Raw genomic sequence first — 14663 nt, 5'->3', positions numbered from 1 at the left:
CGGGGGGCGGGCCTTCGGATACGGCTCAGCCCCGGCCCGTGCGCGGCACGATCGGCGGGGGCGGATGCGGGTGGTCGCCGTCCGGCGGCGGTTCGGCCCAGGCCGTGTTGACCCGCGGCAGCGCGTACGCGTGGTGCTCGGCCAGCCAGCGGACCAGGTGCTCGCGCACCGTGACGCGCACCGTCCAGATGTCGTCCGCGTCCTTGGCGGTGACCAGGGCACGGACCTGGATCGTGTTCGGCGTGGTGTCCGTGACCGCCAGGCCCCAGTCCCTGCCGTCCCAGGCGGCGCACTCGCGCAGGATGTCCTGGAGCTTCTCGCGCATCTCGGTGATCGGCGCCGTGTGGTCCAGCTGGAAGAAGACCGTGCCGGTCATCTGGGAGCCGCCGCGCGACCAGTTCTCGAAGGGCTTCGACACGAAGTACGACACCGGCATCGTGATCCGGCGCTCGTCCCAGGTCCGTACGGCCAGGAAGGTCAGGGTGATCTCGTCGATCGTGCCCCACTCGCCGTCCACGACGACCGTGTCGCCGATCCGCACCATGTCGCCGAAGGCGATCTGCAGCCCCGCGAAGAGGTTGGCGAGCGTGGACTGGGCCGCGACGCCCGCGACGATGCCCAGGACGCCCGCGGAGGCGAGCAGCGATGTCCCGGCGGCCTGCATGGCGGGGAAGGTCAGCAGCATCGCGCCGACGGCCACGACACCGACGATCGCGGTGACCACCCGCTGGATGAGGGTGACCTGCGTACGCACACGGCGAACACGGGCCGGATCGCGGTGGGCGCCCGCGTAGCGCGCGTAGGAGGCCTCGACGATGGCGGTCGCGATGCGGACGAGGAGCCAGGCCACCGACCCGATGAGCACCAGGGTCAGTGTCTGGGCGAGGCCCGCCGAATGGTCCTCGGCGATCTTCGCCTGTTCGAATGAGCCGCGCAGCAGGGCGGCGCAGAGGGCAAGTTGGAGCGGCAGTCGGCAGCGGCGCAGCAGACCCCACAGTGGGTTGTCGGGGTGGCGGTCATCGGTCCGGCGCAGCAGCACATCGGCCAGCCAAACCACGGCCAGCGTGAGCACGACCGAGCCGCCGACCACGATCAACGGACGCAGTACGTTCTCCATGCCCCCGAGGGTAGGTGGCACGATGGCCTCATGAACATCATGCTTTTCCACTCGACGTACGGGCTGCGGCCCGCGGTGCACGCGGCGGCCGACCGGCTGCGCGCCGCAGGGCACGAGGTGTGGACGCCGGATCTGTTCGACGGACGTACCTTCGACACCGTCGAGGAAGGCATGGCCTTCAAGGACGAGCTCGGCAAGGACGAGCTCCTGAAGCGGGCGATCCTGGCCGCGGCGCCCTACTCCGAGCGGGGCCTGGTCTACGCCGGATTCTCGCTCGGCGCGGCCACCGCGCAGACCCTCGCCCTGGGCGACGACAAGGCCCGCGGGCTGCTGCTCCTGCACGGCACGTCCGACATCGCGGAGAACACGACGGTGGACGAGCTGCCGGTGCAGCTGCACGTCGCCGAGCCGGACCAGTTCGAGACGGACGACTGGCTGAGCGCGTGGTACCTCCAGATGGGCCGGGCCGGAGCCGACGTCGAGGTCTACCGCTACGCGGGCGCCGGTCACCTCTACACCGACCCCGACCTGGACGACTACGACGCCGAGGCGGCGGAGTCGACGTGGCGCACGGCGATCGGCTTCCTGGAGACGCTCTAGCGCCGGAGCCGGAGCCGGCGCCCTCGGTCGCGCACGCCCCGCACGCTCCCGCCGCGGTTCACGCGCGCGTGCAGCGGCCGACCGGGGCGCTCGCGGGCGGCTTGCACTGCAGGTCGTAGTCGCCGCCGCTGGAGCTGACGTACCGCCCGACGCATTCGTTGCCCGCGGACCTGCCGCGCTCGTCGCAGAACCGCAGGGCGGCCCTGCCGTCCGCGAACGGCCCGGGAGCGTAGATCACCCAGAAGCCCGGCCGCAGCGACGCGTAGTCGTCGCTGCGCAGGTACTCCGCCTCCGGCACGTCCTTGCGCACCGCCGCGAGCCGGCGGTCGCGGGCGTCCGCGCCCGTGCCGACGGGCTCGGAGAAGAGCTGGGCGATCCAGCTGCCCGAAGCGGGCGGTGCGCCCGGCGAGGACGGCGGTGACGTGCTCGGGTCGGGGCTCTCGCTCCGCTCGGGGCTCTTGGACGGTTTCGTGGGCCTCGGTGACGCCGAGGAGGAGGCAGCCGTGGAGGCCGACGCGGAAGCCGAGGCGGAGGAACTCCCGCCGCCCTTGCCCTCCTTGCCGCCCGTCTCGTCCCCGCCGCTCAGCGCGAGCACCAGCGCGGCACCGCCCGCCAGGGCGAGCGCCACGGCGACCACCGCGGCGATCACCGGCGTACGCCTGCGGGGCACGGCGGGCAGCGGCCCCACCGTGACGGGAGGGCGCTCCGCGGTCTCCGTCGGCTGCCAGGCGATGCCGTTCGCCACCGCGGCGAGCATCGCGTCCAGCCGCGCCGCGTCCGGGCGCAGCGCAGGATCCCGCACCAGAAGGGCGCTCAGGACCGGGGCGAGCGGCCCGGAGCGCACCGGCGGCGGCACGGGGTCGTCGAGCACGGCGGCGAGCGTGGCCAGGGTCGTGGCGCGGCGCAGCGGGCTGACGCCCTCCACGGCGAGGTAGAGGACGAGGCCGAGCGACCAGAGGTCGGCCGCCGGGCCCTGGTCCGTGCCGCGGATGCGCTCGGGCGCCATGTACTCCGGCGAGCCGATCAGGTCGCCGGTCGCGGTGAGCTGCGTGGAGCCGTGCAGCGAGGCGATGCCGAAGTCCGTGAGGACCACGGAGGGACCCGCGCCGCCGGGGACCTCGCCCCGCAGCAGGACGTTGGCGGGCTTCACGTCCCGGTGCAGGATGCCCGCCGCGTGGGCGACGCGCAGCGCCGAGAGCAGCTCGCGGCCGATGCGCGCCGCCTCGTGCGGGGGCAACGTGCCCTGTTCCAGGAGGTCCTGGAGGGTGCGGCCCGGCAGCAGCTCCATCACCAGCCAGGGGTGCGGGCCCGTGTCCACGATGTGATGGATCGTCACCACATGCGGGTGGTTGAGCCGGGCAAGGGCCCTGGCCTCGCGCAGCACGCGCTCCCGCAGGACGCGCGACTCCTCGACCGTCAGCTCCCGCTCGGTGGGCCGCACCTCCTTGATGGCCACCTCGCGGTGCAGCACGGTGTCGCGCGCTCGCCACACCGTGCCCATACCGCCGCTGCCGAGCCGCTCCAGCAGCTCGAAGCGCCCGTCCACCACGTCCCCCTGGCCACTCATGCCGCAAGGGTAAGGGGCGCCGACGGCACGCGTGACCCGGGTCGGCGCCCCGGGGGCGAGGCGCGCCCGGCCCTCGGGGCGCCGCCGCCGCGGGGCAGCCTTTCCGGCCGGTCAGCCCTTGAGCGCCGCGTCGATGGCCGTCTTGTACTCCTCGACCGTCGAGGGGGCGTTCTTCTTGTCGGCGCCGGTCAGCTTCTTGCCGTCCATGACGAAGGAGGGCGTGCCGTCGACGTCGTCCTTGTTGTCGTCGAACTTCTTCGACATCTCCAGGGCCCAGCGGTCGTACGTGCCGTTCTTGACGTCCTTCGCGAAGGTCTTGCTCTTCTTGAGCTCCGGGACCTCGTTCGCGATCTTGGTCAGGTACGCGTCGTCCTTGAACTTGTCCTCCGTCTCGGAGGGGTGGTTCTCCTTGGAGAACAGCGCCTTCTTGTAGTCGACGAAGGCCTGGTCGCTGACGTTCAGGGCGGCACCGAGCGCGCTGAGCGCGTTCTTGGAGCCCTCACCCGTGAGGTTGCGGTCGAGGAACGAGGCGCCGATGAACTGGATCTTGTACTTGCCGTCCTCGACGTCCTTCTCGACCGTCGGGCCGACCGTCTGCTCGAAGCTCGCGCAGATCGGGCAGCGCGGGTCCTCGTAGACCTTGAGGGTCTTCTTGGCGCTTTCCTTGCCGATGACGACGGTCGTGCCGTCCGTGCCCGAGGAGTTCGCCGGCTTGACGAGCTTCTCGTCCTTGGCGGCTTCCCAGTGGTCGGGCTTGTTGGCCTGCATGACGGCGTAGCCGATGCCGCCCGCGATCGCGAGGACCGCGACGACCGAGACGCCGACGATCATCGACCGCTTCCGCTTCTGCCGCTTGCGCTCGGCTTCCTGCTGGGCGCGGATCCGCTCGCGGGCCGCGGACTTGGCGGCCTGGCTGTTGCGCTTGCTCATGGTGATGTTCTCCGTAGGGGTGACATGCGTGGGGACGGTGGTGCTCAGGCGAAGACGGCCGAGCACGGCGGTCCACGCCGTCCCACGCAGTGCACCAGAAGCCGCGTACGCGCGGTCCGCACCCGGCGGACGGGGCGCGGCAGGCGGCGTACGGGACGAAGGCGGACGCCGACCGCGGCGACCGCGATCAGCAGCGGCCGGAAGGTGGCCGCGGCCATCGCGTGAAGCACCTGGGCCAGGGCGCGCTCGCCGCGCCGCAGCCAGGCCGCCGCGAGCAGGCCGATCCCGATGTGCGCGCCGAGCAGCAGCCAGGCGGCGCCCGGATCGGCGTCGGCGAGCAGCACGGCGGCACGGTGTCCGTCGCCGCCGGTCATCTGCGCCAGCGGGGTGCCGACGCTCGTACCGCCGCACAGCACGTCGAAGCCGACGGAGCGCAGCGGGCCCGCGACGGGGCCGCCCGCCTGGCCGTAACAGACGTGCTGCCCCGTGGTGAACACCGTGTCGGCGGCCAGTTCCAGCGGGATCAGCAGGGCGGCGATGCGGCCGAAGCCGCGCTCGCGCCCCGCCAGCGCGTACGCGATGACGAAGACCGCCGCGGCGATCACGGCGACGGTCGTCAGCGGAAGCGGAACGCGGGACAGCAGGACGTGCGACGCGGCGGAGAGCGTCACGACGAGCGTCGTGAAGAGCGCCGCGCGCACGGCTCTGAGCTGGGTCCCGGATATGTCCATCGCGCAGCCGAGTGTGCCATGTGCTCCCATAAGGCAGCCCTAAAGGGTGGCTATGAGTTACGCGGCGCCCTCTTCGTGCCTACAGACCCGGAATCCGACCGTTGCGGAACAGGTCGACGAAGATCTGGTGGTCCCTGCGGGCCCGTGCGCCGTACTCGTGCGCGAAGTCCACCAGGAGGCCCGCGAAGCCCTCTTCGTCCGCCGCGATCGCGGCGTCGATCGCGCGCTCCGTGGAGAAGGGCACCAGGTCCGAGTGGCCGCTCTCGTCGTCCGCTGCTGAGTGCATCGTGGCGGTCGCGCGGCCCAGGTCGGCGATGACCGCGGCGATCTCGTCCCAGTCGTCGATGTCCGACCAGTCCAGGTCCACCGCGTACGGAGAGACCTCGGCGACCAGCTGGCCCGCGCCGTCCAGCTCGGTCCAGCCCAGCCACGGGTCGGCGTGCGCCTGGAGCGCGCGCTGCGAGATCACCGTGCGGTGGCCCTCGTGCTGGAAGTAGTCGCGGACCGCGCCGTCGGTGATGTGCCGCGAGACGGCCGGGGTCTGGGCCTGCTTGAGGTAGATCACGACGTCGTTCTCCAGCGCGTCGCTGTTGCCCTCGAGAAGGATGTTGTACGAAGGCAGCCCCGCGGAGCCGATGCCGATGCCGCGGCGTCCGACGACGTCCTTCACCCGGTAGGAGTCGGGCCGGGTGAGCGAGGACTCGGGCAGCGTCTCCAGATAGCCGTCGAAGGCCGCGAGCACCTTGTAGCGCGTGGCCGCGTCGAGCTCGATGGAGCCGCCGCCCGGGGCGAAGCGGCGCTCGAAGTCGCGGATCTCCGTCATGGACTCCAGGAGCCCGAAGCGGGTCAGCGAGCGCGCGTCGCGCAGTGCGTCCAGGAGCGGGCCCTGGGCGGTGTCAAGCGTGAAGGGCGGCACCTCGTCGCTCTTGGCGCCGGCCGCCAGGTCGTGGATGCGCTCGCGGTAGGCCGCCGCGTAGATCCGTACCAGGTCGGTGATCTGCTCGTCGCTGAGCGCCTTCGTGTACCCGATCAGGGCCACGGAGGCGGCGAAGCGCTTCAGGTCCCAGGTGAAGGGACCGACGTACGCCTCGTCGAAGTCGTTCACGTTGAAGATCAGGCGGCCCTGGGCGTCCATGTACGTGCCGAAGTTCTCCGCGTGCAGGTCGCCGTGGATCCACACCCGTCCCGTGCGCTCGTCCAGGTACGGACCGCCGTGCTGCTCGCGCTCCAGGTCCCCGTAGAAGAGGCAGGCCGTGCCGCGGTAGAACGCGAAGGCGGAGGCGGCCATCTTCCGGAACTTCACCCGGAACGCGGCGGGGTCCGCGGCGAGCAGCTCGCCGAACGCGGTGTCGAAGACGGAGAGGATCTGCTCGCCGCGCTGCTCAGCGGTGGGCTGCGGGTCCGACATCGCGGGGTGCCTCCAGATAACGGGTGGTGCCAGGTCGTGCATGACATTTGGGACAGGTGTTCCGACCTGTCCAACGCACGACGGTACCCCCGAGTGCCCGCCGGTTGTCAGTGCTCCGGATTAGACTTCCACGCTGTCCCCCCAGACTGCCCGCAGTCCGTTGCCGATGTTCTCCGGAGGCCTCCCGCCGTGACCAAGCCGCCCTTTACGCACCTCCACGTCCACACCCAGTACTCGCTGCTGGACGGTGCCGCGCGGCTGAAGGACATGTTCAACGCCTGTAATGAGATGGGCATGACGCACATCGCCATGTCCGACCACGGCAATCTGCACGGGGCGTACGACTTCTTCCACTCGGCGCAGAAGGCGGGCGTCACGCCGATCATCGGCATCGAGGCGTATGTGGCCCCGGAGTCCCGCCGCAACAAGCGGAAGATCAAGTGGGGCCAGCCGCACCAGAAGCGTGACGACGTGTCCGGTTCGGGTGGTTACACCCACAAGACGATCTGGGCGGCGAACAGCACCGGCCTGCACAACCTCTTCCGGCTCTCCTCGGACGCGTACGCCGAGGGCTGGCTCCAGAAGTGGCCGCGTATGGACAAGGAGACGATCTCCCAGTGGTCGGAGGGCCTGATCGCCTCCACCGGCTGCCCCTCCGGAGAGCTCCAGACCCGCCTGCGCCTGGGCCAGTACGAGGAGGCCCGCAAGGCCGCCGGTGAGTACCAGGACATCTTCGGCAAGGACCGGTACTTCCTGGAGCTGATGGACCACGGCATCGACATCGAGCGCCGGGTCCGCGACGACCTCCTGAAGATCGGCAAGGAACTGGGCATCCCGCCCCTGGTCACGAACGACTCGCACTACACGTACGCCCACGAGTCGACCGCGCACGACGCCCTGCTCTGCATCCAGACCGGCAAGAACCTCTCGGACCCCGACCGCTTCCGCTTCGACGGCACCGGCTACTACCTGAAGTCCACGGACGAGATGTACGCCATCGACTCCTCGGACGCCTGGCAGGAAGGCTGCCGCAACACGCTCCTGGTCGCCGAGCAGATCGACACCACCGGGATGTTCGAGAAGCGCGACCTCATGCCGAAGTTCGAGATCCCGGAGGGCTTCACCGAAGTCACCTGGTTCCAGGAGGAGGTCCGGGTCGGCATGGGCCGCCGCTACCCGGGCGGTGTCCCCGACGACCGGCAGAAGCAGGCCGAGTACGAGATGGACATCATCATCCAGATGGGGTTCCCGGGGTACTTCCTCGTGGTCGCCGACTTCATCATGTGGGCCAAGAACAACGGCATCGCGGTGGGCCCAGGGCGTGGCTCCGCGGCAGGCTCGATCGTCGCGTACGCCATGGGCATCACCGACCTCGACCCGATCACGCACGGCCTGATCTTCGAGCGGTTCCTCAACCCCGAGCGCGTCTCCATGCCCGATGTCGACATCGACTTCGACGAGCGCAGGCGCGTGGAAGTCATCCGGTACGTGACCGAGAAGTACGGCGCCGACAAGGTCGCCATGATCGGCACGTACGGCAAGATCAAGGCGAAGAACGCCATCAAGGACTCCGCGCGCGTGCTCGGATATCCGTACGCGATGGGCGACCGCCTCACCAAGGCGATGCCCGCCGACGTCCTCGGCAAGGGCATCGACCTCTCCGGCATCACGGACACCAAGCACCCGCGCTACAGCGAGGCGGGCGAGATCCGGGGGATGTACGAGAACGAGCCGGACGTGAAGAAGGTCATCGACACCGCCAAGGGTGTGGAGGGCCTGGTCCGGCAGATGGGCGTGCACGCGGCCGGCGTGATCATGTCCAGCGAGCCGATCGTGGACCACGCGCCGCTCTGGACGCGCCACACGGACGGCGTCACCATCACGCAGTGGGACTATCCCCAGTGCGAGTCGCTCGGCCTGCTCAAGATGGACTTCCTTGGCCTGCGAAACCTCACCATCATGGACGACGCCGTCAAGATGGTGCGGGCGGGCAAGGGCATCGACCTGGAGATGCTCTCCCTCCCGCTCGACGACCCGAAGACCTTCCAGCTGCTCTGCCGCGGTGACACGCTCGGCGTCTTCCAGTTCGACGGCGGCCCGATGCGTTCGCTGCTGCGCCAGATGCAGCCCGACAACTTCGAGGACATTTCCGCCGTATCGGCCCTCTACCGGCCGGGCCCGATGGGCATGAACTCGCACATCAACTACGCGGAGCGCAAGAACGGCCGCCAGGAGATCACGCCGATCCACCCGGAGCTCGAAGAGCCCCTGAAGGAGACGCTGGGCCTGACCTACGGCCTCATCGTGTACCAGGAGCAGGTGCAGAAGGCCGCGCAGATCATCGCCGGCTACTCCCTCGGCGAAGCCGACATCCTGCGCCGCGTGATGGGCAAGAAGAAGCCCGACGAGCTGGCGAAGAACTTCGTCCTCTTCCAGGAGGGAGCGAAGAAGAACGGCTATTCGGACGCCGCGATCCAGGCGCTGTGGGACGTCCTGGTGCCCTTCGCCGGGTACGCGTTCAACAAGGCGCACTCCTCGGCGTACGGCCTGGTCACGTACTGGACGGCCTATCTCAAGGCGAACTACCCCGCCGAGTACATGGCCGCGCTGCTCACCTCGGTCAAGGACGACAAGGACAAGTCGGCCGTCTATCTGAACGAGTGCCGGCGCATGGGCATCAAGGTGCTGCCGCCGAACGTGAACGAGTCCGTGCACAACTTCGCCGCGCAGGGCGACGACGTGATCCTCTTCGGCCTGGAGGCGGTCCGCAACGTCGGTACGAACGTGGTCGAGTCGATCGTCCGCTCGCGCAAGGCGAAGGGGAAGTTCGCCTCCTTCCCGGACTACCTCGACAAGGTCGAGGCCGCCGCCTGCAACAAGCGGACCACGGAGTCGCTGATCAAGGCGGGCGCCTTCGACACCATGGGGCACACCCGCAAGGGCCTGACCGCGCAGTACGAGCCGATGATCGACAACGTCGTGCAGGTCAAGCGCAAGGAGGCGGAAGGGCAGTTCGACCTCTTCGGAGGGGGCGAGGACGGCGGGGACGAGCCGGGCTTCGGGCTCGACGTGGAGTTCTCCACCGACGAGTGGGAAAAGACGTATCTCCTCGCCCAGGAGCGGGAGATGCTCGGTCTGTACGTCTCCGACCACCCGCTCTTCGGCCTGGAGCACGTGCTGTCCGACAAGGCCGACGCGGGCATCGGGCAGCTCACCGGCGGTGACTACTCGGACGGCTCGATCGTCACCATCGGCGGCATCATCTCCGGCCTCCAGCGCAAGATGACCAAGCAGGGCAACGCCTGGGCCATCGCCACGGTCGAGGACCTCGCGGGCTCCATCGAGTGCATGTTCTTCCCGGCGACCTATCAGCTGGTGTCGACCCAACTCGTCGAGGACGCGGTGGTGTTCGTCAAGGGCCGCCTCGACAAGCGCGAGGACGTGCCGCGCCTGGTCGCGATGGAGATGCAGGTCCCCGACCTGTCGAACGCGGGCACCAACGCGCCCGTCCTGATCACCATTCCGACGGTGAAGGTGACCCCGCCGATGGTCACCCGCCTCGGCGAGATCCTCAGCCACCACCGCGGCAACAGCGAGGTGCGGATCAAGCTCCAGGGGGCGCAGAAGACGACGGTGCTGCGGCTCGACCGCCACCGCGTACAGCCGGATCCCGCCCTTTTCGGTGACCTGAAGGTGCTGCTCGGCGCGTCCTGTCTGGCCGGGTAGGTCCGATCCACGTCGAAGGGGCGCACCCGGAAGTCCGGGTGCGCCCCTTCACGCATATGCGCCTGTGCGCGCGTCAGTTGTGGCCGAAGCGACGCTGGTGCTTGCGCGCGACCTCGGCCGGGCTGCCCTGCGACTGCACGGCGTCCTTCATCCGCGACTCGGCCTGCTCCGCCGACGACTTGGCCTGCTCCGACGCCTGCTCCGCTGCCGAGGCGCGGTTCTCGTCGCCGCCCTGCTTGCGGTTCTTGTTCTTGGCCATAGTGATCTTCCTCCTGAGGGGGATCTGGGGGCCAGGATGCGACCAGATTCACATATGGCGACAAGCTGCGCATTTCAGAGAATTACCGTGCGTAATAAGCCCTGTCGGAGGCCCGTCGGAGCCCCGCCGGAAAATGAAGTGGAGCTACGCCACGCCGAAGATCGAGTTCCGGCCGTTAACCTCCGCAGGGTCGGGCAGACTCGAAGGAAACCCGAACCATTGCTTCCAGGGAATCTCCAGGGAAAGAGGGTGGATCGCGTGGACCGCTGCATCGTCCTGGTGGACGCCGGGTATCTGCTGGGTGCGGCCGCGAGTCTCCTCGCGGGCGAGCCGTCGCGGTCCCGGATCACCGTCGATCACACCGCCCTGATCCAGGGCATCCGTGAGCGCGCCGAATCCGACACCGAGCGCCCCCTGCTGCGGATCTACTGGTTCGACGGAGCCCCCGACCGCGTCCCGCAGCCCGAGCACCGCAGGCTGCGCGTCATGCCCCGCGTGACGGTCCGGCTCGGCGCCCTGACCCGGAGCGACGGACGGTGGGCCCAGAAGGGCGTCGACGCCGCCATGCACGCCGAGCTGACGGAACTGGCCCGCAACCGCGCCTGCTCGGACATCGTGCTCGTCACCGGCGACGGGGACCTGCTGCCCGGCATGATGGCCGCCAAGGAGCACGGCGTCGCCGTCCACCTGTGGGCCGTGCAGGCCGCCGACGGGGACTACAACCAGTCCGAGGACCTCGTCGCCGAGGCCGACGAGCGCCGCGTCCTGGACCGCGCCTGGATCACCAAGGCCGTACGCCCCAAGGAGCTCACCGGCGTCTGCGCGCCCCCTCCCGCCCCGCGCCCCGAGATCGCCGCGATCCTCTCCGCGCCCCTGCCGGAGTCCGCGCTCGCCGCCAGCGCCCAGCGCGCCGCCGACGAGGCCGCGGGAGTGCACCACGCCCAGCACGGACAGCACGCCGAGGCCGGGGCCAACGGAGACGGCGCCGGCGCCCACCACCCGCCGGGCAAGGGCGTGCCCACCCCCAAGGACCTGGCCGCCCTGCGCGGCCCCGGCACCCAGGCCGCCCCGCACCCCACCAACGCCACGCTGCGCTGGTCCTCCGACAAGGGCTGGGTCGAGCGCCCCGGCGGCGCCGCGGAGAGCCCGGAGGCCGCCGCCCTGCCGACGCTCGCCCAGCTGACGACGGCCGAGCAGCGCTGGGCCGACCGGGAGGAGGACATCACCACCGTCGGTGGTGATCCTTTCGAGGTCGGGCAGGTGTTCGCGCGCCGCTGGATGGCCCGCCTGCCGGAACAGCACAACCTCCAGAAGCTCTCGACGATGTACCCGCGCATCCCGCACCGCGTCGACGGCGAGCTCCTGCGGTACGCGGCCCGCTTCGGTCTGCTCGCCCACAAGGACGACCAGATCGACGAGCACGACCGGTACGCGATCCGGGCGGGCTTCTGGCGCGAGATCGACGTCCACACGGCCGTCGAGCACGCACCGGTGGGCGACCGCTCCGGCGAGTGACCGAACGGATACGCGAACGAACAGCGGGGCACGTCCGCAGATGAGTGACCGAACACGTCCGCAGACGACTGATACGGGGCGTACGGGGCGCCCCGGGCGTCGCTGCGGGCACGGGACCCCGTACCCTCGTCCTTCGTGAGTACGCGCTCGGCACAGGCAGTCCGACAAGGGCTCCGACAGGGTCACGGCAGTGATGTCGTCTGCGCGGTGCGCGACCTCGTCAAGACGTATCCCGCCGCCCGTGGCAGGCGCGGCACGCCCGCGACGCCCGAGGTGCGCGCCACCGACGGCATCAGCCTCGAGGTCAGGCGCGGCGAGATCTTCGGCCTCCTGGGACCCAACGGCGCCGGCAAGTCCACCCTCGTACGCCAGCTGACCGGCCTGATGCGGCCCGACAGCGGGAGCGTCGAGATCCTCGGGCACGACATCCTGCGCCACCCCGAGCGGGCCGCGCGAATCCTGGCCTACCTGGGGCAGGAGTCCACCGCCCTCGACGAACTGACCGTCTCGCTCGCCGTCGAGACGACCGCGCGGCTGCGCGGCCTCGATGTGCGCGCCGCGCGGGCCGAGCGGGACGCCGTACTCGAAGAGCTCGCGCTCCTCCCGCTCGCGTCGCGCCCCCTGAAGAAGCTCTCCGGCGGGCAGCGCAGGCTCGCCTGCTTCGCCACCGCCCTGGTGGGGGAGCGGCCGCTGCTCGTCCTCGACGAGCCGACGACCGGCATGGACCCCATCGCGCGGCGCGCCGTGTGGGGCGCGGTCGACCGGCGCCGGGCCGAGCGCGGCACCACGGTGCTGCTCGTCACCCACAACGTCATCGAGGCCGAGACGGTCCTGGACCGCGTCGCCGTCCTGGACCACGGCAAGGTCATCGCCTGCGACAGCCCCCTGGGGCTGAAGGAGCAGGTCGCGGGCGAGGTCCGGGTGGAGCTCGTCTGGCGGGAGCGGGCGCCGCTGGACGTCCCCGAGGTCGCCGCGCTGCGCTCATCCGCGGTGGAATCCGGGCGACGGTGGTCCCTGCGGCTCGCCCCCGACGAGGCGCGCGCCGCTGTCGCGGCGGTCACCGGCGGAGCCGCCTTCTCCGCCCTGGACGACTTCACACTGGCCACACCGAGCTTGGAGGACGTGTATCTCGCGCTGGGCGGGAACGGGGAAGGGCTGGTGAAGGCGTGACCTTCGCCAGGCGCAGGAACAGCAACAGGAGGGTCGTTCGGTGAGTGCCGTTCCCCTGGAAGCCGCGGTGCGGGCCGACGACCGCGAGCGGCAGGCCGACGCCGCCGCGCCCCTGGGGCCCCGTGCGCGGCTGTTTCCCGCGCTCGCGGCCGTCTACCGGGCACAGCTGTCCCGGGCGCGGGTCGCGCGCATCCCGCTGCTCTTCGTGGCGACCTTCCAGTCCGTCGGGATCATGATCCTGATGCGGGGCGTCGTCGACGGGGGCGGTGAGGCGCGTGCCGTCGTCGCCGGTTCCTCCGTGCTCGTCGTCGCGTTCGTCGCGCTCAACCTGCTCGCGCAGTACTTCGGGCAGCTGCGGGCCGACGGCGGCCTGGACCACTACGCCACCCTGCCCGTGCCGCCCGCGTCGGTGGTCCTGGGAGCGGCGGCCGCCTACGCCTCGTTCACCGTGCCGGGCACGCTGGTCACCGCGGTCGTCGGATGCGGGCTCTTCGGGCTTCCGCTGGCCAACCTGTGGGTGCTCGCCGCGGTGATCCCGCTGGCCGGTGCCGCGCTCGCCGGTCTCGGCGCCGCCCTCGGACTGCTCGCGCCCCGGCCCGAACTGGCCACGCTGCTCGGACAGTTGGGCATGTCGGCGGCGCTGCTCCTCGGTGTGCTTCCGGCCGAGCGGATGCCCGGCTTCCTGCAGTACGCCCGTGACCTGCTGCCCTCGACGTACGGGGTCGAGGCGTTCGCCCGCACCTTCGGACCGCATCCCGACTGGGCCGCCGTCGCGCTGGATCTCGCGGTCTGCGCGGGGGTCGGCGTCGCCTCGCTGGCGATCGCCACCTGGGCCTACCGCCGAGCGGCTGTGCGGTGACGCGGTCCTCAGGCAGGACTGGCACCATGTTGGGGTGACTGCACCGCTGACGCCCTCCCAGCCGCCCCGTGACCAGCCCCCGCACGACCCCTGGCAGCAAGCCGCTGAGCCGTCCGGAGCCGTTCCCCTGTCGGCGCACGAGGAGGACGGTCCCGGCATGAAGACCGAAGTGCGGCAGGCCGCTGTGATCATGGTCGCGGTCGCTGTCTGTGGCGTACTGCTCGGCCTCCTGTGGTTGTGGCTGGCGCCACGGGTCCCGCTGGTGACCGACAGCGACGCGGTGTACCTCAAGGACACCGAGGGAGAGCAGGCGATCGGGGTCGACGGAACGTTCACCCTGCTCGCGCTCGCCTTCGGCGCGGTGAGCGGCGCCGTCGTGTTCCTGCTGCGCAAGCGCGGCGGGATTCCGCTCGTCGTCGGCCTCACGGCCGGCGGGCTGCTCGGCGCGGTGCTCGGCTGGCGGCTCGGGATCTTCCTGGGGCCGGAGACCGATGTCGTCGCCCACGCGAAGGCGGTGGGCAAGGGCGTCGTGTTCGACGCGCCCCTGGAGCTCAAGGCCAAGGGCGCGCTGCTGGCCTGGCCCGTGGCGGCCCTGCTGGTCCACCTCGGTCTCACCGCGCTCTTCGGGCCGCGCGACCCCGAGCCGTACCCCCTGCCCTACGGAGACCCCGGACGGGCCGACGGCAGCTGAGCTGACGTCAGGCGGGGCGCCTCCCGTGGTTCGCCTTGCCCTTGCGCACCCGCCACTTCCTCTTGCGCGTCTTCTTCGACATGAGGGTGG

The 14663-nt window shown here is 70.6% G+C and carries 13 protein-coding genes; 6 read left to right on the top strand and 7 right to left on the bottom strand.

Going from position 1 to position 14663, the window contains the following annotated elements; all coding sequences use genetic code 11:
• Positions 1-25: 25 nt before the first annotated feature.
• Positions 26-1117: a mechanosensitive ion channel family protein gene (locus ACZ6ZP_RS01745; protein WP_351162363.1), complete on the bottom strand. Its 1092-nt coding sequence runs from the start codon at positions 1115-1117 to the stop codon at positions 26-28.
• A 30-nt stretch (positions 1118-1147) separates the two neighbouring features.
• Between ACZ6ZP_RS01745 and ACZ6ZP_RS01740 the strand changes: the two genes are divergently transcribed.
• Positions 1148-1717 (top strand): dienelactone hydrolase family protein, encoded by a 570-nt coding sequence (locus ACZ6ZP_RS01740; RefSeq protein WP_351162361.1) that lies wholly within the window; start codon positions 1148-1150, stop codon positions 1715-1717.
• A 58-nt stretch (positions 1718-1775) separates the two neighbouring features.
• On the opposite strand, the gene ACZ6ZP_RS01735 is transcribed toward ACZ6ZP_RS01740, so the two are convergent.
• From ACZ6ZP_RS01735 to ACZ6ZP_RS01720, 4 genes are all read right to left on the bottom strand, one after another.
• On the bottom strand, positions 1776-3284 hold the full coding sequence (locus ACZ6ZP_RS01735) for a serine/threonine-protein kinase (protein ID WP_469405193.1): 1509 nt from the start codon (positions 3282-3284) through the stop codon (positions 1776-1778).
• Positions 3285-3395: 111 nt separating this feature from the next.
• Positions 3396-4214: a thioredoxin domain-containing protein gene (locus ACZ6ZP_RS01730; RefSeq protein ID WP_469405191.1), complete on the bottom strand. Its 819-nt coding sequence runs from the start codon at positions 4212-4214 to the stop codon at positions 3396-3398.
• Positions 4215-4258: 44 nt separating this feature from the next.
• Positions 4259-4945, bottom strand: a complete 687-nt coding sequence (locus ACZ6ZP_RS01725; RefSeq protein ID WP_351162355.1) for a hypothetical protein — start codon at positions 4943-4945, stop codon at positions 4259-4261.
• A gap of 79 nt (positions 4946-5024) precedes the next feature.
• Positions 5025-6353 carry a DUF2252 domain-containing protein gene (locus ACZ6ZP_RS01720; RefSeq protein WP_351162353.1) on the bottom strand — a complete coding sequence of 443 codons (1329 nt, stop codon included), beginning with the start codon at positions 6351-6353 and terminating at the stop codon, positions 5025-5027.
• A 189-nt stretch (positions 6354-6542) separates the two neighbouring features.
• Here ACZ6ZP_RS01720 and dnaE point away from each other — a divergent pair, with 189 nt between their 5' ends.
• Entirely contained in the window at positions 6543-10079 is a 3537-nt protein-coding gene (gene dnaE, locus ACZ6ZP_RS01715) for a DNA polymerase III subunit alpha (RefSeq protein ID WP_351162351.1), read from the top strand.
• Positions 10080-10152: 73 nt separating this feature from the next.
• On the opposite strand, the gene ACZ6ZP_RS01710 is transcribed toward dnaE, so the two are convergent.
• The gene (locus ACZ6ZP_RS01710) at positions 10153-10338 is read right to left on the bottom strand and encodes a hypothetical protein (protein WP_351162349.1); all 186 of its coding nucleotides are present in this window, start codon (positions 10336-10338) and stop codon (positions 10153-10155) included.
• 258 nt (positions 10339-10596) lie between these two features.
• Between ACZ6ZP_RS01710 and ACZ6ZP_RS01705 the strand changes: the two genes are divergently transcribed.
• The 4 genes from ACZ6ZP_RS01705 (at position 10597) to ACZ6ZP_RS01690 (ending at position 14573) form a co-directional block, all read left to right on the top strand.
• Positions 10597-11853: an NYN domain-containing protein gene (locus ACZ6ZP_RS01705; protein ID WP_361463736.1), complete on the top strand. Its 1257-nt coding sequence runs from the start codon at positions 10597-10599 to the stop codon at positions 11851-11853.
• A gap of 135 nt (positions 11854-11988) precedes the next feature.
• Entirely contained in the window at positions 11989-13023 is a 1035-nt protein-coding gene (locus ACZ6ZP_RS01700) for an ABC transporter ATP-binding protein (protein ID WP_383819491.1), read from the top strand.
• A gap of 40 nt (positions 13024-13063) precedes the next feature.
• On the top strand, positions 13064-13882 hold the full coding sequence (locus tag ACZ6ZP_RS01695) for an ABC transporter permease (protein WP_383819494.1): 819 nt from the start codon (positions 13064-13066) through the stop codon (positions 13880-13882).
• Positions 13883-13916: 34 nt separating this feature from the next.
• A complete protein-coding gene (locus ACZ6ZP_RS01690; protein WP_351162345.1) occupies positions 13917-14573 on the top strand; it encodes a DUF2567 domain-containing protein in 657 nt (218 codons plus the stop codon).
• A gap of 7 nt (positions 14574-14580) precedes the next feature.
• On the opposite strand, the gene ACZ6ZP_RS01685 is transcribed toward ACZ6ZP_RS01690, so the two are convergent.
• Positions 14581-14655 carry a hypothetical protein gene (locus tag ACZ6ZP_RS01685; RefSeq protein WP_467690357.1) on the bottom strand — a complete coding sequence of 25 codons (75 nt, stop codon included), beginning with the start codon at positions 14653-14655 and terminating at the stop codon, positions 14581-14583.
• Positions 14656-14663 lie beyond the last annotated feature (8 nt).

This window comes from Streptomyces sp. NPDC054047 (assembly GCF_055585065.1).
This window is presented reverse-complemented; position numbering and strand designations above follow the sequence as displayed.

Coding starts and splice junctions, on each gene's coding strand:
- ACZ6ZP_RS01745 (WP_351162363.1), bottom strand. CDS start 1,117: ATGGAGAACGTACTGCGTCCGTTGATCGTGGTCGGCGGCTCGGTCGTG.
- ACZ6ZP_RS01740 (WP_351162361.1), top strand. CDS start 1,148: ATGAACATCATGCTTTTCCACTCGACGTACGGGCTGCGGCCCGCGGTG.
- ACZ6ZP_RS01735 (WP_469405193.1), bottom strand. CDS start 3,284: ATGAGTGGCCAGGGGGACGTGGTGGACGGGCGCTTCGAGCTGCTGGAG.
- ACZ6ZP_RS01730 (WP_469405191.1), bottom strand. CDS start 4,214: ATGAGCAAGCGCAACAGCCAGGCCGCCAAGTCCGCGGCCCGCGAGCGG.
- ACZ6ZP_RS01725 (WP_351162355.1), bottom strand. CDS start 4,945: ATGGACATATCCGGGACCCAGCTCAGAGCCGTGCGCGCGGCGCTCTTC.
- ACZ6ZP_RS01720 (WP_351162353.1), bottom strand. CDS start 6,353: ATGTCGGACCCGCAGCCCACCGCTGAGCAGCGCGGCGAGCAGATCCTC.
- ACZ6ZP_RS01710 (WP_351162349.1), bottom strand. CDS start 10,338: ATGGCCAAGAACAAGAACCGCAAGCAGGGCGGCGACGAGAACCGCGCC.